23 protein-coding genes are annotated in these 22,090 nt (G+C 72.7%); 14 read left to right on the plus strand and 9 right to left on the minus strand.

Annotated elements, in window-relative coordinates; genetic code table 11:
* Nucleotides 1-16 precede the first annotated feature (16 nt).
* Nucleotides 17-868 (minus strand): helix-turn-helix domain-containing protein, encoded by an 852-nt coding sequence (locus tag QSK26_RS09755; protein WP_285774710.1) that lies wholly within the window; start codon nt 866-868, stop codon nt 17-19.
* Nucleotides 869-976: 108 nt separating this feature from the next.
* Here QSK26_RS09755 and QSK26_RS09760 point away from each other — a divergent pair, with 108 nt between their 5' ends.
* Nucleotides 977-1,411 carry a PPOX class F420-dependent oxidoreductase gene (locus tag QSK26_RS09760; protein ID WP_285774711.1) on the plus strand — a complete coding sequence of 145 codons (435 nt, stop codon included), beginning with the start codon at nt 977-979 and terminating at the stop codon, nt 1,409-1,411.
* 32 nt (nt 1,412-1,443) lie between these two features.
* Complete coding sequence (locus QSK26_RS09765) at nt 1,444-2,475, plus strand: aldo/keto reductase (protein ID WP_285774712.1); 1,032 nt, start codon at nt 1,444-1,446, stop codon at nt 2,473-2,475.
* On the opposite strand, the gene QSK26_RS09770 is transcribed toward QSK26_RS09765, so the two are convergent.
* From QSK26_RS09770 to dnaE, 5 genes are all read right to left on the minus strand, one after another.
* Nucleotides 2,455-3,177 carry an alpha/beta hydrolase gene (locus QSK26_RS09770; protein ID WP_285774713.1) on the minus strand — a complete coding sequence of 241 codons (723 nt, stop codon included), beginning with the start codon at nt 3,175-3,177 and terminating at the stop codon, nt 2,455-2,457. The two genes, QSK26_RS09765 and QSK26_RS09770, sit on opposite strands and share 21 nt — an antisense overlap.
* Nucleotides 3,174-3,689 (minus strand): pyridoxamine 5'-phosphate oxidase family protein, encoded by a 516-nt coding sequence (locus QSK26_RS09775; protein WP_285774714.1) that lies wholly within the window; start codon nt 3,687-3,689, stop codon nt 3,174-3,176. Before QSK26_RS09775 ends, QSK26_RS09770 begins: the two co-directional genes overlap by 4 nt.
* A gap of 87 nt (nt 3,690-3,776) precedes the next feature.
* The gene (locus QSK26_RS09780; RefSeq protein WP_285774715.1) at nt 3,777-4,802 is read right to left on the minus strand and encodes an RNA polymerase subunit sigma-70; all 1,026 of its coding nucleotides are present in this window, start codon (nt 4,800-4,802) and stop codon (nt 3,777-3,779) included.
* A gap of 73 nt (nt 4,803-4,875) precedes the next feature.
* The gene (locus QSK26_RS09785) at nt 4,876-5,781 is read right to left on the minus strand and encodes an NADP-dependent oxidoreductase (protein WP_285774716.1); all 906 of its coding nucleotides are present in this window, start codon (nt 5,779-5,781) and stop codon (nt 4,876-4,878) included.
* Nucleotides 5,782-5,806: 25 nt separating this feature from the next.
* Nucleotides 5,807-9,043, minus strand: coding sequence for a DNA polymerase III subunit alpha (dnaE, locus tag QSK26_RS09790; protein ID WP_502888692.1), 3,237 nt, complete (start codon nt 9,041-9,043; stop codon nt 5,807-5,809).
* A gap of 146 nt (nt 9,044-9,189) precedes the next feature.
* Between dnaE and QSK26_RS09795 the strand changes: the two genes are divergently transcribed.
* Complete coding sequence (locus tag QSK26_RS09795; RefSeq protein ID WP_285774718.1) at nt 9,190-10,146, plus strand: LysR family transcriptional regulator; 957 nt, start codon at nt 9,190-9,192, stop codon at nt 10,144-10,146.
* Between the two features lie 48 nt (nt 10,147-10,194).
* Here QSK26_RS09795 and QSK26_RS09800 read toward each other — a convergent pair whose 3' ends face one another.
* Nucleotides 10,195-10,611 (minus strand): VOC family protein, encoded by a 417-nt coding sequence (locus tag QSK26_RS09800; RefSeq protein WP_285774719.1) that lies wholly within the window; start codon nt 10,609-10,611, stop codon nt 10,195-10,197.
* An 89-nt stretch (nt 10,612-10,700) separates the two neighbouring features.
* Here QSK26_RS09800 and QSK26_RS09805 point away from each other — a divergent pair, with 89 nt between their 5' ends.
* The 4 genes from QSK26_RS09805 (at nt 10,701) to QSK26_RS09820 (ending at nt 14,113) form a co-directional block, all read left to right on the plus strand.
* A complete protein-coding gene (locus tag QSK26_RS09805) occupies nt 10,701-11,687 on the plus strand; it encodes a helix-turn-helix transcriptional regulator (protein WP_285774720.1) in 987 nt (328 codons plus the stop codon).
* A 120-nt stretch (nt 11,688-11,807) separates the two neighbouring features.
* Complete coding sequence (locus QSK26_RS09810; protein ID WP_285774721.1) at nt 11,808-12,284, plus strand: hypothetical protein; 477 nt, start codon at nt 11,808-11,810, stop codon at nt 12,282-12,284.
* Between the two features lie 69 nt (nt 12,285-12,353).
* Complete coding sequence (locus tag QSK26_RS09815) at nt 12,354-13,454, plus strand: sensor histidine kinase (RefSeq protein ID WP_285774722.1); 1,101 nt, start codon at nt 12,354-12,356, stop codon at nt 13,452-13,454.
* Nucleotides 13,451-14,113: a response regulator transcription factor gene (locus QSK26_RS09820; RefSeq protein WP_285774723.1), complete on the plus strand. Its 663-nt coding sequence runs from the start codon at nt 13,451-13,453 to the stop codon at nt 14,111-14,113. The genes QSK26_RS09815 and QSK26_RS09820 overlap by 4 nt, the downstream gene beginning before the upstream one ends.
* 27 nt (nt 14,114-14,140) lie before the next feature.
* Here the strand turns inward: QSK26_RS09820 and QSK26_RS09825 are convergent, their stop codons facing one another.
* Nucleotides 14,141-14,611 (minus strand): LysR family transcriptional regulator substrate-binding protein, encoded by a 471-nt coding sequence (locus QSK26_RS09825; protein ID WP_285774724.1) that lies wholly within the window; start codon nt 14,609-14,611, stop codon nt 14,141-14,143.
* 14 nt (nt 14,612-14,625) lie between these two features.
* Here QSK26_RS09825 and QSK26_RS09830 point away from each other — a divergent pair, with 14 nt between their 5' ends.
* From QSK26_RS09830 to QSK26_RS09845, 4 genes are all read left to right on the plus strand, one after another.
* Nucleotides 14,626-15,999, plus strand: a complete 1,374-nt coding sequence (locus QSK26_RS09830; protein WP_285774725.1) for an MFS transporter — start codon at nt 14,626-14,628, stop codon at nt 15,997-15,999.
* Between the two features lie 34 nt (nt 16,000-16,033).
* Nucleotides 16,034-16,390, plus strand: coding sequence for an ArsR/SmtB family transcription factor (locus QSK26_RS09835; RefSeq protein WP_285774726.1), 357 nt, complete (start codon nt 16,034-16,036; stop codon nt 16,388-16,390).
* Between the two features lie 135 nt (nt 16,391-16,525).
* Nucleotides 16,526-17,311, plus strand: a complete 786-nt coding sequence (locus QSK26_RS09840) for a tRNA-dependent cyclodipeptide synthase (protein ID WP_285774727.1) — start codon at nt 16,526-16,528, stop codon at nt 17,309-17,311.
* Nucleotides 17,308-18,528, plus strand: coding sequence for a cytochrome P450 (locus QSK26_RS09845; RefSeq protein WP_285774728.1), 1,221 nt, complete (start codon nt 17,308-17,310; stop codon nt 18,526-18,528). Before QSK26_RS09840 ends, QSK26_RS09845 begins: the two co-directional genes overlap by 4 nt.
* A gap of 3 nt (nt 18,529-18,531) precedes the next feature.
* Here QSK26_RS09845 and QSK26_RS09850 read toward each other — a convergent pair whose 3' ends face one another.
* On the minus strand, nt 18,532-18,858 hold the full coding sequence (locus QSK26_RS09850; RefSeq protein WP_285774729.1) for an ArsR/SmtB family transcription factor: 327 nt from the start codon (nt 18,856-18,858) through the stop codon (nt 18,532-18,534).
* Between the two features lie 267 nt (nt 18,859-19,125).
* Between QSK26_RS09850 and QSK26_RS09855 the strand changes: the two genes are divergently transcribed.
* From QSK26_RS09855 to QSK26_RS09865, 3 genes are all read left to right on the plus strand, one after another.
* Nucleotides 19,126-19,680 (plus strand): DUF4158 domain-containing protein, encoded by a 555-nt coding sequence (locus QSK26_RS09855; RefSeq protein WP_285774730.1) that lies wholly within the window; start codon nt 19,126-19,128, stop codon nt 19,678-19,680.
* A complete protein-coding gene (locus tag QSK26_RS09860) occupies nt 19,665-20,054 on the plus strand; it encodes a hypothetical protein (protein ID WP_285774731.1) in 390 nt (129 codons plus the stop codon). Before QSK26_RS09855 ends, QSK26_RS09860 begins: the two co-directional genes overlap by 16 nt.
* A 403-nt stretch (nt 20,055-20,457) precedes the next feature.
* Nucleotides 20,458-21,429, plus strand: coding sequence for an NUDIX hydrolase (locus tag QSK26_RS09865; RefSeq protein WP_285774732.1), 972 nt, complete (start codon nt 20,458-20,460; stop codon nt 21,427-21,429).
* The last annotated feature ends 661 nt before the right edge of the window (nt 21,430-22,090 follow it).

Here is a 22,090-nt window from a genome sequence, read left to right on the forward strand (position 1 = left end):
CGGCGGCGGATGGAAGTCAGCCGGCCAGCGTGGTCACGGACCCGCGGCGCTGCGCGGTGAGGAGGTCCAGGGCGGCCGAGGCGGCCTCGTCGGCCGGGAGGTAGACGATCAGGCGCTGCTCGTCGGCGTCGGGAAGGCCGAGGCTCTCGAAGGTCAGCCGCAGCTCTCCGGCCACCGGATGCGCCCACCGTTCCAGGCCCGTGCGCCCCGGGAGAGCGGCCGAGCTCCCGAACCGGTCGCCGAACCGGGCGCCGGCGGTGACGGTCAGTTCCTCGGCCAGGACCGAGGCGTGCGGGTCGCCGAGGGACGCCGCGGCCCGCAGGTCGGCGGCCCGCTCGTCGGCGACGCGGTCCCAGTCGGGGAAAGCGGACCGCGCGCGGGGATCGGTGAACACGAACCGGGCCAGATTGACGGGCCGGGCGTCCAGCAGGCCGACCGGGCCGGCCAGCCGTTCGAACCCCTCCGTCCAGGCGAGCACCTCGCTGAGCTGGTTCAACACGATCGCCGGAGCCGGTTCCAGCCGGTCGAGCAGCGCCCGCACCGTGGGGCGCACCGAGCGGGCCGGCGGCTCGCCCGCCTGGCAGACGCCGCCGGCCATCGCCTTGAGCAGGCGGTGCAGGTAGATCCGCTCGTCGGCGGACAGGCCCAGCGCGTCGGCGAGCGCGGCGAGGATCGCCCCGGAGGGACGACGGTCGCGCCCCTGCTCCAGGCGCGTGAGGTACTCCACGCTGACCCCGGCGAGCGTGGCCAGCTCGGCACGGCGCAGCCCCGGGGTACGGCGGCGCGGCCCTTCGGGAAGCCCGACCTCGGCGGGCGTGACGGCTTCGCGCCGGGCGCGGAGGAACGCGCCGAGCTCGTTGTCTCCCATGAGCGGCAGTCTATTCGTCAAGCCCCCGTTCGCCGAGATCATGGCCCTGCCGGGGCCAGTCTCACCGCGGTCTCCCTCGGCGGCGTCCCGCTTGGCAGGCTCGGCGCCATGAGCGCATTCACTGACGGCGAAGTCGCCTACCTGACCGGCCAGCAGCTCGGACGCCTGGCCACGGTCGGCTCCGACGGCAGGCCGACGGTCAGGCCGGTGGGGGTCATCTACGACGCCGAGGCCGACGCGATCGTGATCGGCGGGGTGGCCGGTTCGAACATGGCGGGCAGCAAGAAGTTCCGCGACGCCCGGCGGCACCCGGACGTGTCGTTCGTCATCGACGACCTGGCGGCCACCGACCCGTGGACCCCGCGCGGAATCGAGATCCGTGGCCGGGCCGAGACGTTCACCGAGGACGGCGAGCAGGTGGGCGAGCGCCTGGGCGCGCCGTTCCCGTTCGAGCCCGCGTGGATCCTGATCCGGCCCCGGCGCATCCTGTCCTGGGGCATCGACGGCGACTCCTTCGAGACGACCGCACGCGACGTGACCTGACCCGCCCACGACACATCTGGAAAGGACCTTCTTTGCGTTACCGACTGCTGGGCCGGACGGGACTGCGGGTGTCCGAGCTGTTCTTCGGCGCGATGACCTTCCACGACCGCTCCCGGACGCAGGAGTACCGCGCCATGATCGACGCGTACGCCGACGCCGGAGGCAACGTCGTGGACACCGCCTCGGCGTACGGCGAGAGCGAGGCGATCCTCGGCGAGATCCTCGCCGGCCGCCGTGACCGCCTCGTCGTCTCCACCAAGTACACGCTCTCCCGCGACCGCGACGACCCCAACGCCGCCGGCAACCACCGCAAGAACCTCGCCCTGTCCCTGGAGGCGAGCCTGCGCCGGCTGCGTACCGACTACATCGACCTGTACTGGGTGCACATGTGGGACCGGCACACCCCGGTGGAGGAGACGCTGCGGGCGCTGGACGACGCCGTGCGCGCCGGGAAGATCCTCTACGTGGGCATCTCCAACGCTCCGGCCTGGCTGGTCGGCCGCGCCGACATCGTGGCGGAATGGCACGGCTGGACGCCGTTCGCGGGCGTGCAGGTGCCCTACAGCCTGCTCCGGCGCGACATCGAGCGTGAGCTGCTGCCGATGGCCGAGGCGCTCGGGCTGAGCGTGGCCGCGTGGGGGACGCTCGCCCGCGGCGTGCTGTCCGGGCGGTACACCGGCCAGGGCGACAGCGGCCAGGGCGGCACGGGCCCGGTCACCAGGGTGGACCCCGGTTCCCTCACCTCCAGGGATCACACGGTCGCGCGCGCCGTGCGGGAGGTGGCGGGCGACCTGGGCGTCACCGCCGCCCAGGTGGCGATCGCCTGGACGTGGGCGAGGTCCACCGCCGTGCACCCGATCATCGGCGCGAGCGGCGTCGAGCAGCTCGTGGAGAACCTGGGCGCGGCCGGCGTCGTCCTGCCGGAGGAGGCGGTGCGCCGGCTCTCGGCGGCGGCGGACTTCAAGGTGGGATACCCCGGCGACTTCATCGCCGAGTGCGAGGCCGACCCGTGGGTGTTCGGCGAGGCGAAGATCCTCGCCCGGTCACCGGGCGGCGCGCGGTGACCCCGGCCCACCGTACGCGGCCAGCCGGTCGGCGAGTTCCCCCGGCCTGCTGAGGGCGACGTTGTGCCCGCCGTCGATCTCGTCGGGGACCAGGCCCAGCCGTTCCCCGACGAGGCGGCGCACGAAACCGGCCGGGAGGAACCGGTCATCGCGGCACAACAGGTACGTCGTGGGCACCGCGGGCCAGGCGGCGAGCGGCCACGGCTCGGCGAAAGGGGTGGCCGACTGGGCACGGGCCCTGCTCACCGCCTGGGCGGCGAGCTCCGGCGGCACGTCGTGGAAGAACAGGGCGGTGTCGTCGCCGGGCGCCCTGCCGTCGCGTTCGTCCTGTTCGCGCCTGGCCTGCTCCCAGCCGGTGGCGCCCCACCACTCGCCCGGCGTCTCACCCGGCGCCGGGACCATCGCCGACAGCAGCACGAGACGCCCGGCGGGCACCCGCTCACACACCAGCGGAGCGGTGAACCCGCCGAAGGAGTGGGCCACCACGACCAGCCCGGTACGACCGCCGACGGCGTCCACGACGGCGTCCACGACCGCGTCCGCGTACTCGCGCAGCCCGGCCGAGTCGTCGTCGCAGGGCAGGTCGGGCGTGATCACGTCGTGGCCGCGTGCGCGCAGCTCGGCGGCCAGCGGGCCCCAGTACCACGAGTCGGCCGCGGCGCCGGGGACGAGCACGAAGGTGCCCGCTGCGTCCGGCGTCACAGCCGGCCCCGGCGCTCGAAGTCCTCGCGGCTGGCGTCGCCGGGCATGCGGGTCCGGAAGTCGAGCACGCCCACCCAGGCAGGCCGGACGGCGATGCGGACCATCCTCGTGCCGGGATGGTCCACGGCGGCCACGTTGGCGGCGCCCTGTTCGGCCCCGGCATACCGGTACTGGGCCAGCGCGTACTCCGGCACGACCCCCTCGACATCGGTGACCGACGCCCGGCCGCGGATGAGGAGCATCTCCGGCGGCGTCGAGGCGGCGTCGATGGTGAGGGCGACGTCGGGCCTGGCCCGCAACGCGGCGATCTTCCTCGTGCCGGGGAACGTCCCGAAGACGACCTCGGTGCCGGTCCAGTGGAACAACATCGGGAACACCCGCGGCGTGCCGTCGGCCGCCACGTAAGCCATCCGGGCGAGTTCCTTCGACACCAGCAGGCGTTGCGCCACGTCACTGCCCAGCAGCCGGACGTCACCCTGCGGCAGCGTCATCACATCGTCGTCGATCGTCATGGGTCCTTCTCCTCAACGGTGCTCTGTCCCCTGTTGAGACGGGAGAGCGGCGGGAAAGGGGTCGCGGCCCGGTCCCGCGCCGTCGGCTCAGCCGGACGGGGGCGGGGGCAGCACCGGCGGCAGGTCGAAGGCGGCCAGCAGGCGCGGCTCGAAGACGGTGATCCCGGTGATCAGCCCGGCCTCGATCGACAGCACGTTGAGCACCTGGGCGCGGTATTCGGCCCCGCCCGGCAGCCGGACGTACCCCGCCACCGCCGGCTGCCGGTTCGCCCGGGTGGGCACGCTCCGCCACCGCGCCCCGTGCAACGGCGAAGCGGGTCCGAACGCGTGCGCGGCGAACGCCTCGACGGCGGCACGGCCGGTGAACCGGTGCGGCAACGGGGGCATCGTCATCCGCACGTCCTCGCTGAGCAGTTCGGCGAGGGCGGCGGGGTCGGCCTTGTCGTGGGCGGCCATGAAACGCCGCAGCAGTTCCCGCTCCCCGCTGGTGGGAGCCGCGGGCGGCGCCCAGTCGACCCGCCGTTCCGGCAGGTGGGCCCGCAAAGTCGAACGGGCCCGTTTCAGGGCGCTCTTGACCGAGTCGACGCTGGCGCCGAGCTGGTCGGCGGTCTCCCTGGCGGGCCAGCCGAGCACGTCGCGCAGGATCAGCACGGCCCGCTGCCTGGGCGGCAGGTGTTGCAGGGCGGTGAGGAACGCCAGCTCGATGGTCTCCCTGCTCACCGCGGCGGCGTCCGGCTCGGTGCCCGCGTCCGGTTCCAGCAGCCGGTCCGGGTAGGGCTGGAGCCAGTGGACCTCGTCCTGGGCCGCGTCGGCGACCGTCTCCGCGGGTAGCGGGCGGCGTGGCTGCCGTTCGAGGAAGTCGAGGCAGGCGTTCGTGGCGATCCGGTAGAGCCACGCGCGGAAGGTGGACCGCCCCTGGAAGGTCTCGCGGGCGCGCCAGGCCCGCAGGAACGTCTCCTGCGCCAGGTCCTCCGACTCCTCGAAGGAGCCGAGCATCCGGTAGCAGTGCACCCGCACCTCCCGCCGGTGCCGCTCGACGAGCTCCCCGAACGCGCCCTCGTCACCCGCCACGGCGGCGGCGACCCGTGCCGCCTCGATCTCCACGACGCTCATGATCCCCCCGAAGTCCGTCGTCCCGCCCTTCCAGATTGGGACGACCGGACGACGGAAAAGGTGTCACCACCGGTCAGAAAATCACCACAACCTTGCCGTTCAGGGCGCCCCGGGCGAAGCGCTCGTGCGCGGCGCGGATCTCGTGCAGGCCGAAGGTGGAGTCCACCCGCGGCCGAAGAGCGCCCCGGTCGACCAGCGCGGTCAGTTCGGCCAGGCCGGCGCCGTCCTCGCGGACCTGGTGGATCGTGGTCGCCACCTGCCTGGCCGACAGGTCGGGGACCGGGCCCGCCTGGGTGGCGATCGAGGCGTACCGGCCGCCGTCGGCGACGGCGTCGGTGACGAAGGCTCCGAAGGTGTCGAACACCGCGTCGTAGCCGCGGTCCGGCAGCGCGGCCGGGTCGGTGGTGGCGAAACCGGCGCCGTGGTCGCGGGCGAAGGCGAGGTGGGAGTCACGCGAGACCAGCGCGTCCACCTGCGCTCCCCGGGCCTTGGCGAGTTGCAGGGCCAGGCCGCCGACCGCGCCGGCGGCACCGGCGACGAGCAGCCGGGTCCCGGCCGACACGGCGAGCCAGTCCAGCGTCTGCAGGGCGGTCGAGCCGGGCAGCGGCAGGGTGGCCGCCTCGGCCAGGCTCACCGTCGCCGGCGCGGAGGCGACCGAGCCAGCGGGGATCGCCACCCGGTCCGCCCACGTTCCCCGGCGGGTGCCGAGCTGGTGCGACATCGCGACGACCCGCTCCCCGGGCCTGCGGCCGGTGCCGCCGCCGTCCAGCACCACGCCCGCCAGCTCCCATCCCAGGGTCATCGGCAGCGGCGGCGTCCCCTCGCCGATCGCGCCCGCCCGGGTCTTGTCGTCCACCGGGTTGACACCGGTGGCGATCACCTGGATGAGCACCTCACCGTCCCGCGGCTCGGCGTCGGGGACCTCCTCGATCCGCAGCACCTCGGGCCCGCCGAACCGATCGATCCGCACAGCACGCATGAAAAGGCTCTCCTCAGTTTGATCGTCACTGACATCGGACAACCTCCCGGGCGGCACCCTCATTCCGGTCTCCCGGTCCTTCACAGCTCGCCGCGGTACCAGGCCTCGGCCTCGGCGGCCAGCGCGTTCTCGTCCGGCTGCCGCGCAGCCCGCGCCCGGATCCAGCCGAGCAGATACCACGCGAGCTGGACCACGGTCTCCGGCTGCGCGGACCCGTGCACGGCGAAGGAGGCGAGGCGCTGATCCGGGCCGGCCCGTCCCGGCGTCCGGAGGCCAGCAGGGCGGCGATGGTGGTGTCGCGGCCGGCGTCCAGGACGCGGCCGGCGCCGTCGAGCGGGTGGCTGGAGACGTACAGGCCGAGCATCTCGCGTTCGAAGGCGAGCAGGGTGGCCTTGTCCCACTCGCCTTCGGGGACCACGACCGAGAACGCGCCGGTCCGGCCGGGTTCGCCGAACAGCGAGTCCTGGCCGTGGGCCTCGTTGCGTTTGACGTCGATGACCGCGTCCACGGCGGCTTCGTGCACCGCGACCAGGGCTTTCCTGTGGTGTCCCAGGCTGTCGAAGGCGCCGGCCTTCGCCAGGGACTCGATGACCCGCTTGTTGCACACCACGGACGGGACCTTGGCCAGGAAGTCGTCGAAGTCGGTGTACCGGCCGCGGGCCTCCCGGGTGGCGACGATCGCCTCGACGACACCTGCTCCCACGTTGCGCACCGCGCCCAGGCCGAAGCGGATGTCGGACCCGACGGCGGCGAAGTCCAGCCGGCTGGCGTTGACGTCGGGGGGCAGCACCCTGATGCCCAGGCGCCGGCAGTCGGCCAGGTAGACGGCCATCTTGTCCTTGTCGTCGCCGACGGAGGTGAGCAGGGCGGCGAGGTACTCGTGGGGGTGGTTGGCCTTGAGGTAGGCGGTCCAGTAGGAGACCAGCCCGTATCCGGCGGTGTGCGACTTGTTGAAGCCGTAGCCGCTGAAGGGGACCAGGACGTCCCAGACCGCCTTGACGGCCTCCTCGGAGAAGCCGCGGCCACGCATGCCCGCCGAGAACCTGTCCCATTCGGCGTCCAGGACTTCCTTCTTCTTCTTGCCCATGGCCCGGCGCAGCATGTCGGCGGCGCCGAGGGAGTACCCGGCGAGCTGCTGGGCGATGGCCATGACCTGCTCCTGGAAGACGACCAGGTGGTAGGTGTCGCCGAGGATGGGTTCCAGGGCCTCGGCGAGCTCGGGGTGGATCGGCTCGACCGGCTGCCTGCCCGTCTTGCGCAGCGCGTAGTTGGTGTGCGCGTTCATCTCCATCGGGCCGGGCCGGTACAGCGCGTTCACCGCGGCGATGTCGGTGAACGTGGTGGGCTGCATGAGCCGCAACAGCACCCGCATGCCGCCGCCGTCGAGCTGGAACACCCCGAGCGTGTCGCCGCGCGCCAGCAGCTCGTACGTGGTGGCGTCGTCCAGCGGCACGTCGAGGATGTCGATGTCGATCCCCTTGTTGGCGCGGACGCCCGCGATGGCGTCGCCGATGACGGTGAGGTTGCGCAGGCCGAGGAAGTCCATCTTCAGCAGGCCCATGTCCTCGGCCTGGGTGAACGGGAAGCCGGTGATGACCGGCCCGGCGGCCTTGGGCTTGACCAGCGGGATCACGTCGATCAGCGGTTCCCTGGACAGGATCACGCCCGCGGCGTGCACGCCGGTGCCGCGGGTCAGCCCCTCGATGCCCGCCGCGGTGTCGATCACCCGTTTGACGTCGGGGTCCTGCCCGTACATCTGGCGCAGCTCGGCCGCCTCACCGTGCCGTGGGTGGCCGGTGTCGTGGATGGCGGCGAGCGGGATCTCCCTGCCGCCCGCCGCCGCGGGGAACGCCTTGGTGATGCGGTCTCCGAGCGCGTACGGCAGGCCGAGCACCCGGCAGGAGTCCTTGACGGCGGCCTTGGCCTTGATGGTGCCGAACGTGACGATCTGGCAGACCCGGTCCTCGCCGTACCTGCGGGTGACGTAGTCGATCATCTCGTCGCGCCGCCGGTCGTCGAAGTCGAGGTCGACGTCGGGCATGGTGACGCGTTCGGGGTTGAGGAAGCGTTCGAAGATGAGCTTGTGCTCGATCGGGTCGAGCTGGGTGATCCCCGTGTGGTAGGCGACGACCGACCCGGTGGCCGAGCCGCGGCCGGGGCCCAGGCCGATGCCGTTCTCCCTGGCGTACCGGCAGATGTCGGCGACCACCAGGAAGTAGCCGGGAAAGCCCATGGCGTCGATGACCGACAGCTCGTAGTCGATGCGGTCCAGCACCTCCTGGGGCGGGTGGCCGCCGTAGCGGCGGCGCGCGCCGTCCAGGGTCTCCTTGCGCAGCCAGCTCGACTCGCTCTCGCCGTCGGGGACGGGGAAGCGCGGCGTCAGGTCCCGGTGGGCGAACACCTCGTCGTAGTCGCCGATCCGGTCGGCGATCAGCAGCGTGTTGTCGCACGCGCCGGGGACCTCGGCGTCCCACAGGGCGCGCATCTCCTCGGCGGTCTTGATGTAGTAGCCGGTGCCGCCGAAACGGAAGCGGTCGGTGTCGGCGAGCCGCCTGCCGGTGCCGACGCACAGCAGCGCGTCGTGCGCCCCGGCCTGGTTCTCGGTGACGTAGTGGGAGTCGTTGGTGGCCAGCGGCGGCAGGCCGAGTTCCCTGCCCAGCCTGAGCAGCTCCTCGCGGACCCGGCGTTCGATCGCGAGACCGTGGTCCATCAGCTCCAGGAAGTAGTTGTCCCTGCCGAAGATGTCGCGGTAGCGCGCGGCGGCCTCGACGGCCTGGGCGTACTGGCCCAGCCGCAGCCTGGTCTGCACCTCCCCGGACGGGCAGCCGGTCGTGGCGATGATCCCCTGGCCGTGCTCGGCAAGCAGTTCATCATCCATACGTGGATATTTCTGGACATGTCCTTCGAGCCAGGCCCGCGACTGGAGGCGGAAGAGGTTGCGCAGGCCCCGAGCGTCGGCCGCCCACATCGTCAGGTGCGTGTACAGGCCGCGCCCGGAGACGTCACCACCCTCGCCGGTGGCGTCGTCGGACCGGCGCAACGCGAGGTTGTCGCTGTAGAACACCGGCCGGCGGTGGTGCCGCGAGGCGGGGGCGAGGTAACTCTCGATGCCGATGATCGGCTTGATCCCCGCCCTGCGCGCCGTCCGGTAGAACTCGTACGCCCCGTGCACGTTGCCGTGGTCGCTCATCGCCACGGCCGGCATGCCCAGCCGTGCCACCTCCTCCATCAGCAGGCCGACCTTGGCCGCCCCGTCGAGCATGCTGTACTCGGTGTGCACGTGGAGATGCACGAAGGATCCCACCGGAAACCACGCCCCCTGGTTGTAGGCTCGGCCGCGAACCCGAGCATTCGACCCGAGAGCAGGCATGGTTGTCCAACAACCGACACGCCCACCATCCACAACCAGTGGTGGTGCAACCGGCCGACCTGGACCTCGCCGCAGTTCGGGCCTTCGTCGCCGTGACCGAGGACCGCTACTTCAGCGAGGCCGCGGCCACGCTGGGCATCACCCAGCAGGCCGTCTCCAAGCGGATCGCGAAGCTGGAGTCCGACCTCGGCGTGCGGCTGTTCTCCCGTACGCGCACCGGGGCCGAGCTCACCAGGGACGGCGGGGCGTTCCTGCACCACGCGCGCGCCCTCGTCGGCATCGCCGACCAGGCACTGGAGATGCTGCACGCGCGGCGCCGGTCACTGCGCGTCGACGTGCTGGACACCCGGCTGGCGGCCCTCGACGTGGTCCGGGCCTTCCACCGGACCGTCGAGGACATGGAGGTCGAGATCATCACTTCCGACGGGCTCAGATCCGCGCGCGGCGCACTCGCCCACGGGTCGATCGACGCGGCCTTCGCCCGGGTCAGCGGGACGCTGGAGGACGACCTGGTGTCCGTACCGGCCTACCTGGAACAGGCGCACCTGCTGGTGGCGCGCGACCACCCGCTGGCCGGCCTGCCCCAGGTGGAGGCGGCGCGGCTGTCCGGGATGACCGCGTGGATGCCCGGCAACGTCGCCGGCAGCGAGTGGGCCGAGTTCTGGGACCTCTTCGGCGCCGCCTTCGACATCCGGATCGACGTCACCGGCCCGAACTTCGGCTGGGAGCATTTCGTGGAGGAGATCGGCTCGGGCGAACGCGTCGGGCTCGCGGGCGAGTGGTGCCGCCTGCCCAGCCATCCGCGCACCGTCCAGATCCCGATCGTGGACCCCGCGCCCATGTACCCGTGTTCGCTGCTGCGCCACCGGCAGAACCGGCACCCGGTGCTGGCCGCGCTCACCCGCTTCGTCGAGGGCGACTTCCGGCCCTACGACCCGAGACGCCAATGGCTGCCGGCCCCCGACCGCGCCGCCTTCCACCGCCCCCCGCCGTAACCCCGGCCGGTGCCGGCCTCGCGCGGGCCGCCGGGCACGGGCGCCACGTCACGCCCCGGCCCGCGAGCCGAGGATCTCCAGGTAGTGCTCGTTGTACATGACGCCGAGCACGTTCCCGAAGGGGTCGGTCACGGAGGCGGTGACGAATCCGGGGCCGTGCTCGACCGGCTCCTCGCGCACCGCGGCGCCCATGGCCACCAGCCGCGCGAAGCCGCCCTCGACGTCGTCCACGTGCCAGTAGGTCACCGGCCCCGCGGTCCCTTCGCGCCGCTCGCGCCCGGCGAACCGGCTGTCGATGATGCCGAGTTCGTGCTGGTAGTCGCCGATGCGGAACTCGACGTAGGCGGGCGTCCCGCCGATCGGGCGCACGAAGTACGGCTCGAGGCCGAGCAGTTCGGCGTACCAGTCTCTGGCGGCCATGAGGTCGTCGGCGTAGAGGGTGACGGTGGTGAGTCCTCGCAACATCGGTGGTCCCTTTCTCCGGGTGGTGACAAAGACCATCCTCCGCGCCAAAGTGCTCACCTTTTGCGCACTTTCCGGGCGAAGCTGGGGGCATGCGCGCTGACCGTCTCATCGCCGTCCTGCTGCTCATGCAGGCCCGTGGCCGGGTGACCGCCGCCGAACTGGCCGATGAGCTGGAGGTGTCCGTGGCCACCGCCCGCCGGGACCTGGAGGCGTTGTCCGCGGCCGGCGTACCGGTGTATCCGCAGCCGGGACGCGGCGGCGGCTGGTCGCTCGTCGGCGGCGCCCGCACCGACCTCAGCGGCCTGTCGGCCACCGAGGCGCAGGCGTTGTTCCTGCTCCTCGGCCCGGCCGCGGCCCTGTCGGGCGAGGCGGTGCCGGGCGAAGGGGTGCCGGAGGGGGTGTCGGGCGCGGCCAGGGCGGCGTTGCGCAAGCTGCTGCGGGCGCTGCCGCAGACCTTCCGGGCCGACGCCGAGGCCGCCGCCGGCGCGACGGTGATCGACCCCACCCGGTGGGGCGAGCGTGACCGCGGCCGGCCCGCTCTGGTGGACCTGCTCCAGTCGGCCGTGATCCGCAGGCGGCGCGTCCGCCTGACCTACACCGGCCGCTCCCGGGAGCGTACCGAGCGGCTGGTGGACCCGTGGGGCCTGGTCGACAAGGACGAGGTCTGGTACCTGATCGCCGGGACCGGGCGCGGGCAGCGCACCTTCCGGGTCGACAGGATCGCCGAGGCCGAGCCGACCGACCTGCCCGCGGAGCGCCCGGACGACTTCGCGCTCGCCGCCGCGTGGCGGCAGGTCGTCGGCGAGGTGGAGGAGCGGCGCTCGCGCACCTGGGCGACCGTGCTCGTGGCGGCCAGGTTCGTTCCGGTGCTGCGCGACCGGTTCGGGCGGCACTGCCACACCGGCGATGATCTCGGCGACGGGCGGGTCCGGGTCCGCCTCGCCGCGCCGACCCCGCTGGACCTCGCCCGGAACCTAGCCGGCTGGGGCGCGCTGATCGAGGTGGTGGAACCGCGATCGGTGCGGGACGAGCTGGCCAGGATCGGCGCCGAACTCGCCGGCCGCTACGGGACGTGACCGACGGCCCGGCGTAGGGGGAGGGGAGGGGGAGGGCCGTCTCCACCCACGGGTGGAGACCGGGATCTCCACCGCCGCGCCGATCCGCGCGCGGGTCCCGCTCTTCTAGCGTTCAGCGTCATGACAGCAACGAACATCGTCCTGGTCCTGGCCGCGGTCGTCTTCGTCCTCTACCGGCAGATGCGGGTCCGCACCGTCAACGCGCCGGGCATGCGCGTCGTCGCCCTGGCCATGATCGCGATCGGCCTGACCTCCGGTGGGGTGATCGATCCGGCCCATGTGGCGCTCAGCGTGGTGCTGCTGGCCGTGGAGTGCGTGGCGGCGGTGGGCTTCGGCGCGGTGCGGGCGGCGACGATCCGGATCTGGCGGGACGAGGCCGGGGTGCTGTGGTCGCAGGGCACCGCCTGGACGCTGGCGGGCTGGGCGGGGTCGTTCCTCACCCGGCTGGCCCTGCTCGGGGTGGCCCACGTTCTCGGCCTGGTCACCGCTCCCACCTCCATCCTGCTCTTCGTCGGCATGACCATCGGGGCCCAGGCGCTGCTCGTCGCCCGCCGGGCCCGCGCCCTGCCGGCCCGTGCCGTACGGGTCTCCGTGTGATCGCGTTGGGCGCACTCAAGCCTGTTATGTCGATATTGTCCTGATGTGACCAGGTTTGGAGGGTGGAGTGTGGGGGAGCACGGTGCCCTGGTCGCCCTGCGGCTCGTGATGATCGCGCTGTTCGTGGCGGCGCAGGTGGGACAGAGCGGCCTCGTCCCGCCGGGCAGCGGGCTGCTGCCCGTCGGACTGTCCGTGGTCGTCGCGGCGACCCTGGTCGCCGCCCCGCTGCCCGGAACCCGCCGCCGGCCCCTGACCGTCGCGGGCATCCCGGTCCGGCTCGCCATCACCGTCCTGGCCTCGATCGCCCTCCTCGCCCTCGCGCCGAACAGCCCCGCCATCGTCATCCTCGTCGTCGCCGCCTGGGTCGCCCCCATCCGGTATCCGCTGGCCCGCGCCCTGGTGGTGGAGTCGCTCATCCTGGCCGGCCTGGTGACGCTCGGCCTGACCGACCACGACTGGGACACCGAGATCAGCGTCGCGGTCGGCAGCTGCGTCGCCTTCCTCGCCTCCTACGCCGTCCAGCAGCGCAGGGCGACCAGGATGGCCGAGGAACGCGAAGCCGTACTCGCCGAACGGGCCCGCATCGCCCGCGAGATCCACGACATCCTGGCTCACTCCCTCTCGGCGCAGATCGTGCACCTGGAAGGCGCCCGGCTGCTGCTGCGCGGCGACCGGGCGCAGGAGGCGCTCACCAGGGTCGAACGGGCCAGAGACCTCGCCAAGACCGGCCTGGAGGAAGCCCGCCGGGCCGTGTCCGCCCTGCGCGAGGACCGGGTGCCGCTGCCCGCCGCGCTCGCCGAACTGGCCGGGGAGTTCCACGATGCGACCGGCCTGACCTGCACCCTCACCGTCACCGGCACCGAACGCCGCCTCGCACCCGAAGCCGAGCTCGCCATGATCCGCACCGCCCAGGAGGCCCTCACCAACATCCGCAGGCACGCCCCGGGTGCACCCGCCGAGGTGCGGCTCGGCTTCACCGACGACGCCTGCGAGCTCGCGGTGACCAACCCCGCCGCAGGCGGCCCGGCCGACCCCGGGACGGGATACGGGCTCATGGGCATGCGGGAACGCGCGGCGCTGCTGAACGGGACCCTGGAGGCCGGCCCCGCGTCGGAGGGCTTCCAGGTACGGCTGAGCCTGCCGGTGGCGGAGAGCGGGCGGTCCCGATGACGGCACGCGTGGTCGTCGTCGACGACCAGACGGTGGTCCGCGAAGGGCTCACGCTCCTGCTCGGGCTGCTGCCCGGCATCGAGGTGGTCGGCTCGGCGGGCGACGGCGAGGCGGCCGTGCGGCTGGTGGAGCGGGAACGGCCCGACGTGGTGCTGATGGACCTGCGCATGCCCCGGATGGACGGCGTCGAGGCCACCCGCCGGATCCGGGCGGCCCACCCGGGCACCCAGGTGGTCGTCCTGACCACCTACTCCGACGACGAGTCGGTCTTCGCCGCGCTTCAGGCCGGCGCCAGGGGCTTCCTCACCAAGAGCGCCGACGCCGAGGAGATCTCCCGCGCCGTCGCCACCGTGATGCGCGGCGACGCCCAGCTCGACCCCGCCGTCCAGCGCCGCCTGCTGGAGACGATGACCCCGCCGCCGTCCCCGCCGGCCGGGCCGCCGCCGCGCGCCGAGCTGCCCGACGGGCTGACCAGGCGGGAGGCGGAGGTGCTGCGGCTCATCGCGCGGGGGCGTTCCAACGCCGAGATCTCCGCCGACCTGTTCATCGGCGAGGCGACGGTCAAGACCCACATCAACAACCTGTTCGCCAAGACCGGCGTACGGGACCGCGCCCAGGCCGTCACCTACGCCTACCGCCACGGCCTCGCCGACTCCTGACCGGCGGCCATCACACGGGAGCGGCGATCAGGCGGCTGCGGCGGCGTAGAGGATCTCCCGCATGCCGGGCGACTCCTCCCGGTCGGCCCGCCAGACCAGGCGCAGCACGAGGGCCGGGACGTCCAGGGCCAGCCTGACCAGCGTCCCGGCGGCGAGCTGGCCGGCCACGGCGAACTCCGGCAGCAGGGTGACGCCCAGCCCCTGCTCGGCCCACGCCCTCATCACCGGCACCCCGCCGGCCTCGACACGCCGGACGCCCGGGCCGAACAGTCGTTCCCCGGCCATCCGGAAGGAGCAGCCCGGCGCGTTGACCAGCAGCCGCCGGCCGTGCAGATCCCCGGGACCCAGGCGGGGCGCGGCGGCGAGCGGATGGCCGGGGGCGGCGACCAGCGCCAGCGGCACCGGCTCCACGTCGGCGTAGGCCAGCGGCTCGGGCGGCGGGCGGAATCCCAGCTCGCCGAGGCCGCCGTCGCCGTCCAGCAGCAGGGCCGCCTCCACCGGAGTACCGCCACATGTCTTCCGCCACCTCTCGCCGGGCCGTGCTCGCGCTGCCGGGCATCTCCCTGGGTTACTTCATGATCCTGCTGGACACCACCGTGCTGTCGGTGGCCGAACCGGACCTCGCCCGCTCGCTGGACACCCCCGTGGCCGGGTTGCAGTGGGCCGTCACCGGCTACACCGTCGCCTTCGGCGCGCTGCTCCTGTCGGCCGGCGCGGTCGCCGACCGGTACGGGGCACACCGGGTCTTCCGGGCCGGCATCGCCGTCTTCGGCCTCGGGTCGCTGCTCAGCGCCCTCGCACCGGACCTGTGGACGCTGGTCGCGCTGCGTGCGCTGCTGGGCGTGGCCGCGGCGGCGTGCGTGCCCGCCTCGATGGCGATGATCGCCCGGCTGCACCCCGAACCCGCCGCGCGGGCCCGGGCGGTCGCGGTGTGGGCGGCCACCAGCGGGGCCGCGCTGGCCGCGGGGCCGATCGCCGGCGGCCTGCTCGTCGGCCTGGCCGGCTGGCGGGCGATCTTCCTGATCAACGTCCCGCTCGCCGTCCTGACCCTGGCGCTGACCGCCGGCCCCGCCGTCCGCTGCCCGCGCGGCGACCGCGGCGTCGCCTGGGCCGCCCAGCTCGCCATGTGCGCCGTGCTGGGACTGGCCACCGACGCGATCATCGCGCTCGGCTCCGGCGCCGCCGCGCACGCCGGCTGCTCGGCGGCGGGCGCGACCGCCGCCGGCGCGCTGTTCGCGGCACTGAACCGGCGCGGCCCGGCGCCGGTGATACCTCGGGAGGCGGTGCGGGCGCCGGGGATGCGCGCGGCGCTGCTGGCCGGCGCCGCGGTCAACTTCACCATGACCGGGGTGCTGTTCGTGCTGCCACTGGTCTTCCAGCGGGATCTGCGGCTCACCCCGCTGGACACCGGGCTGGCCTTCCTGCCGATGACGCTGCCCTTCGCGGTCAACCCGCTGCTCACCGGCCGCGTCGTCGCCCGCAGGGGAGCGCGGCTCCCGGTGACGGCCGGGCTGGTCCTGCTGGTCGCGGGCGGCCTGGTGTACGGCGCGGCCATCGCCGCCGGGCCGTCCTACCCGGCCCTGCTCGCCGGGCTGCTGTGCACCGGGTTCGGCGTCTCCTTCGCCCTGCCCGCGCTGGTCACCATGGTCGTCGCCGCCGCCCCCGAAGGAGCCGCGGGCGCGGCCGGCGGGCTGCTGAACGCCGTCCGCCAGGCCGGGGCCACCTTCGGGGTCGCCATCATGGGGATCTTCGTCACCGCCGGTCCCGCCGGCACCGGAGATCGCACCGCCTGGGCGCCGCTGACCGCCGCCGCGGTCTGTGCCGCCGCCGCGGGCGTCCTGCTCCACGGCGGGAGGACAGCCGATTCTCACGGGCTTAAGAGTTGACTTATATAAGGATCCTGCTGCCAAACTGGTGGACGTGCACGCGTTCGATGTTCTCGGCGACCCGGTCCGGCGGCGGATCCTGGAGCTGCTCTCCGACGGTGAGCGGGCGGCCGGTGAGATCGGCGCCATCGTCCAGGAGGAGTTCGGCATCTCCCAGCCGGGCGTCTCCCAGCATCTGCGGGTGCTGCGCGACCACGGTTTCACCAAGGTGCGCGCCGAGGGCACCCGCCGCCTCTACACCGTCGACCCCGCGCCGCTGCGCGAGATCGACCGGTGGCTGGACCGCTACCGCGGCTTCTGGACCCAGCGCCTCGACGCCCTGGGCACCGAACTGGCCCGGGGCAGGCGCGAGCGCCGCCGCGCGGAGGACACGCCCGCCGACCACTCTTAGCGGCCCACCACACCGGGTCACGCCCTTCCCCGTGCCGCGCCTAGCGGTGTTAACTCTGCGCCACCAAGGGAACGCATAGAGCGACATTCACTGCCTGGCGCGCCTGCCTCCCGGGCACGGCATCACTGGAGAAGCATGTACGAGATCGCCGGAAGAGGGTTCCCGGCCGGCTTCACGATCGAACCGCACACCGACAACTGCCGCAGAATCTGCGCCGAGGGCGGGCACGCCCTGGTCGGGGTGAGCCCGGGCAACGGCTATTTCAGCGAGGAGCGGCTGTCTCACCTGCTGCGCTGGGCGGGCACGGCCTTCGACCGGGTCGACGCGATCATCCCCGACGCCTCCCTGGTGCACACCCACCGGGCGCTGGGCGAGCCGCCCGAGCGCGCCCTGCGCAAGGCGGCCGCCGAGTCGGCCCGCACCCGGCGGCGCGTCGAGCGGGCCTGGCAGGCGATCGGCGTGCCACCGCGCGAGCAGCGCGTCCACCTGCTGTCGGAGTTCACCGACCACCCCACCTACCGGGCGCTGCGCCGGGACGCGGAGGAGGCGGTCCGCCGCGACGCCGCCGTGCGCGAGGTGTTCCGGCACGCCGGCGCCGCCGCGCTGCGGACCCGGCTGAAAGGCGCGGAGCCGGCCGCGCACCAGGTCGAGGAGGCGATGAACTACCTGGTGGCGGAGATGCCGCTGTGCACCGACACCCCCGGCATCCTCGGCGTGCCCACCTCGGTGAACGTCTACCACCAGGTCATCCCGGCCATCTCCCTGCTGTTCGCCTCCCGCGCCCTGTACGTCTCACCCGGGCAGGCGTTCGCCCTCGTCCGGCCCGCCGTCCCCGAAGCCGTCCCCGAAGCCGTCCCCGCCGGGCCGCGCCCGGCCCGGGATCTGCGCCTGGTCCCGGCCGCGGGCGAGGCGGGCCGATGAGCGAGGAGGCCCCGCCGCCCTTCCCCTTCCAGGACTGGTCTTGTGAGATCTCCCCCCGTTACCGGCGGATCCGCGACGATCCCGCCCCGGCCCGCCGCGTCGTCACCGTCACCGGCGACCGGGTCTGGCTGGCCGGCAGGTACGACGTGGCGCGGCGCGTCCTCGCCGACCCGCGGATGAGCCTGTCGGCCGCGATGGCCCCCGGGGCGCCGCGCCAGGAGCCGATCCTGCTGCGCACCGACGGCGCGCGCGGCGACGTGCTGGCCACGCTGCGCGACAGGGGCCTGACCCGGGTGATGCGCGACGCGCTGGGGCCGCGGGCGATGCGCCGGCACCGGCCGTGGGCGTACCGGACGGCCGGGGCGCTGATCGACGGCCTGGTCCGCGGGGGACCGGTCGCCGACCTGTACGACGGGCTGGCGCTGCCGCTGGCGTTCGCGACGGCCGGGCGGGTGCTGCTGGGCGAGCACGGCGAAGGGGACCGGCGGGAGCTGGACGCCTGGTGCGACATCGTGCTCACCTTCACCGGTCACGACGCCGGGGAGATGAACGCCGCCGTCGGCGAGATCTACGGCTTCTTCCTGCGCCGCCTGCCGGAGATGGTCGCCGGCCAGGGCTGCCACCTGGTGCGGTCGCTGGCGCGGGCACGCGGCCCGGGCGGGCGGCTGACCGAGGGCGAGCTGGCCGAGGCGGCCAGCCTGTTCCTGGTCGCCGGATACCGCACCTCGGCGAGCTTCCTGGGCAACGCGCTGGTCACGCTGCTGCGCCATCCCGGCGTGCTGGCCGCCGTCGGCCGGGACCCCGCGCTGGTCCCGGCGGCCGTGGAGGAGCTGCTGCGGTACACCCCGATGTCGACCGGCGGGGCCAAGCGGGTGGCGACCCGCGACGTCGAGCTCGGGGGGATGACGATCGGGGCGGGGGAGTGCGTGCTGGTCTCCCTGGAGTCGGCCAACCGCGACCCGCGGGCCTTCGCCGCCCCCGAGGCGTTCGCCCCGGAGCGGTTCCTGCCCGGCCGCGGCACTCCGGCGCATCTCGGGCTGGGCCATGGCAGGCACCACTGCCCGGGCAACCGGCTGGCCCGGCTGCAGCTCGAGACCTTGCTGCGCTGCCTGCCCGCCAGGCTGCCCGCGCTGCGGCTGGCCGTGCCGGTGGAGGAGCTGGCATGGCGGCCGGGCGTGGCCTTCCGCCATCCCGAGGCGATCCCGGCCCGCTGGTGAGCCCTACGGCTCCTCGGGCATGGCGTCCAGGTGCCGTTCCAGCGCGTCCAGGTGGCCCGACCACAGCAGCCGGTAGGGGGTCAGCCAGGCGTCGATCTCGGCCAGGGGTTCGGGGCTCAGCTCGTACCAGCGGCGCTGGGCGTCACGGCGGACCCGCACCAGCCCGGCCTCGCGCAGCACCCGCAGGTGCTTGGAGGTGCCTGGCTGGCTCAGCCCGAGCCGGTCGGTGATCTCGGACACCGGCCGGGGACGCTCAAGGAGCAGGTCGAGGATGGCCCGCCTGGTCGGCTCGGCGAGCACGTCGAAGGGGGCGAGCACATAACCGAACATACGGTACCAGCTATATAAAAGCAACCGCATGTACGGCGGCTCCCCTGCCATGACGCGGCGCCCTCGACGACGCCGGTGACGACGTGGCGACCCTCGCACGTCGGACGGATCCTCCGCGACTTCGACTCCCTGTAGTGGACGGGGTCTGAGGAACATTGGAACTGGATCGTGCGCTAAACGTTTGTCCTGGTGAGCATCGGTTTGACCGCCGGTGATCGCTACCGGAACCCTTCGAGGGTCTTGTCGTAGACCTGTAGGAGGTTCAGGGTGCCGGTCGAGTTCTTGTCCGATGAGCAGGCTGAGCGGTTCGCCTCGTTTCAGGGGCCGCCTTCGCGTGCTCAGCTGGAGAAGTACTTCTTCCTGGATGACACCGATCATGAGGTGATCGATGCCAAGCGCAGAGATCACAATCGGCTCGGGTTCAGTGTCCAGCTTGGCGTGGTCCGGTTCTTGCGGCGGTTTCTCCCTGACCCTCGTCAGGTCCCTGCCGAGGTCGTGGACTACCTCGCTGAGCAGTTGGGCATCGCTGACCCCTCGTGCATCAAGCTGTACGGCCAGCGTGACGGGACCGCGCGCACCCACGCCGGGGAGATCGAGAAGGTCGGCGGATGGATCGACTTCGCCCAGGTCGAACTGGAACTGGCCCGGTGGATCGCGGCGCGGGCGTTCACCACGGGCGAGGGCCCCAAGGCGCTGTTCGATGCGGCGGTGGCCGAGTTGCGCACCCGCCCGGTGCTGATGCCGAAGATGCATCGGCTGGCGCGGCTCGGGAACGGGAGAAGGCCACCAAACGGTTGTGGGACACCTTGCATGACCTGCTGAATGACGAGCAGCGCCGGGTGCTGGCCGAGCTGGTGGAGGTGCCGGCTGGGGCGAGAGTCTCCACGCTGGAGCGGCTGCGCCGCCCGGTGGTGAAGGCGTCGGGCCCGCAGATGGAGCGGGCGCTGGCGCGGGTGGCCGAGATCGCCGCGCTCGGCGTCGGTGAGGTGGATGTGTCGGTGATCCCGCCGCGGCGGATGGCCGAGCTGTGGCGTTACGGCATGGACGGCAAGGCCACGCTGATCGATCGGCACGGTGCCGAGCGCAAGCTCGCCACGCTGCTGGCTACCGTGGTGCATCTGACCACCCGGTCGGTCGATGACGCTCTGGATGAGGTGCCCCTGATCTTCCGGACACGGTGCCAAGTAGGGTGCTGACTGGTCTGGAAGGAAGGGTTCGTGGCGGGGAAGAACTATTCAGAGGAGTTCAAGGACGAGGTCGTCAAGGCCGTCTTGGACGAGCAGTCGACGATCGGGCAAGCCGCCAAGGATTTCGGTGATGTTTGCTGCAGCACCGTGCGCAGGTCCCGCTCGAAGCACTTCGGGAGAACACCCACGCCACGATGTCGTTCGCGGTGCGGTTGACCACTTTCCCGGCTGGCACGACATGCCGTTCGAAGTTCTCGAACCCGGCAGGGCCTGGGCTTATGTGCTGGCGCTCCGACTTCTCTAGGTGTTGATGAGGCTTCAGAGATTCTGAAGATCTACGGGGTCCCAATGTTCTTGACTCTGTATGAGATCCAATACATAGTGGATGATGTTTCATACAAAGGAGAGTCTGATGACCAACCCCCACCTGGCTTACGAGCAGATCACCACCCACGGCGGCTCCGAGATCCACCTGCGGCTCGGCGTCGCTGAGACCGTACAGCTCGGCGAGGCCGCACTGCACCTGGCCGCCGGCCTGGACACCGCTCTGCGCGCCATGGCAGAGCTGCGCGCGGGCGCCTGGGACCACACCCAAGACCCGCACGGTGATGAACGCCCTGACGTCCGCCGGCGTCAGCGCATGGCGGACACCGTGCACGCCCTGGCCCGCGACCTCATCCCGCGCCTGGAGGCGATCCAGGCCGCCACGCTGCGCCGCTGGAAAGCAGAGGGAGCCAGCTACGCCGAGATCGCCTCAGCGATGGGCCTGAGCAACGCGGCCGGGGCGCCGAACCGGGCCACCGCTCAGTCCCGGCTGCGCGCTCTGGAGGCCGCCGGCCCGTCCCCGCTGGAGCGCTGGGTGTGCGGGCAGGACACGCGCGCCCGCGACGTGTGCGACCACACCTCCGTCGGTGTCATCGTCACCGACGAGCACGGCCGGTATCTGCTGATCGAACGGGCCGAGTACCCGCACGCCTGGGCTCTGCCGGCTGCGCATGTCGACGACCACGGTAACCCGGGGAAGACCGCCAGCGAAAAGGTCACCGAGGAGACCGGACTGACCATCGGCCAACTGGAGCATATGACCGGCGGGTGGCGGCCCAACCAGTGCTGCCGCCTCGTCCGCCAGGGACGCACGCCCGGCCACCACTGGACCATCTACCGCGCCATCGTCACCGGCGAGCCGGCCCCATCCGCCGACAAGACGCGCGTCGCCCGCTGGGTGACCGGCGCCGAGCTTCAGGCGCTGGCCGACCGGACCGCCGCCTACGCTCGCGGCAAGGTCACCGAGACCGAGTGGGCTGCCTCCCCCGGCCTGGAGGACGTGTGGAGGTGGTGGCTGCGCCGGGTCGGCATCCTCGACACCGCAGACGTGGCCAGATGACCGCCCGGCCGCGTCCACCGCGCCGCCCTTACGCCGCACCCGGGCCTTTCGGTTACGCAAGTCCAGTTCGTCGACATCGAGCGCCAGGACTTCGGAAGCCCGTGCCGCGGACTCGTACAACAGCCGCCACAAGGTCCGCTCACGAAGCGCAATCCCATCCCGGCCGAGCAACTCGGCGACCTCGGCACGGTCCAGCGACCGCGTGAGGTCGACCTCGACCGGGCGGTGCTTGAGCCGACGCAACGGGTCCTCAGTGATCCAGCCCTGATCCCGCCACGACCCACTCGCCGAGGACAATGCGTTCATCCGGGCGTTGACGGTGGCCGCCGAGCGCGCCCCCCACTGCCCGATGAACCAGGCGGCGACCCGGTCGGCCGCCACTTCACCCTCCAGCGAACTCACCGGGGTGTAGGAGCCAAACTTCTCGGTCAGGGCACGCAGCGCCGTGGCGTAGGACCGGGCAGTGTTGGGGTTGGACACTCCGGCCAGGAAGCCTTGGACCGCGTCCTTGAGCACCGGCGTCTGCCGTTCGACCCCGATCTTATCGACCACTCCCACGACCGCCTCCGCGCTCTATCGCAGATAACCATGGAGTCTGGTCCCTGCCGAGCGAGGGCATTCCTCCAGGAAGGCATCGACACTCTCGCAGATATTCGGCAAG

Origin of the sequence: Microtetraspora sp. NBRC 13810 (assembly GCF_030268685.1) — a bacterium.
GTDB lineage: Bacteria > Actinomycetota > Actinomycetes > Streptosporangiales > Streptosporangiaceae > BSRQ01.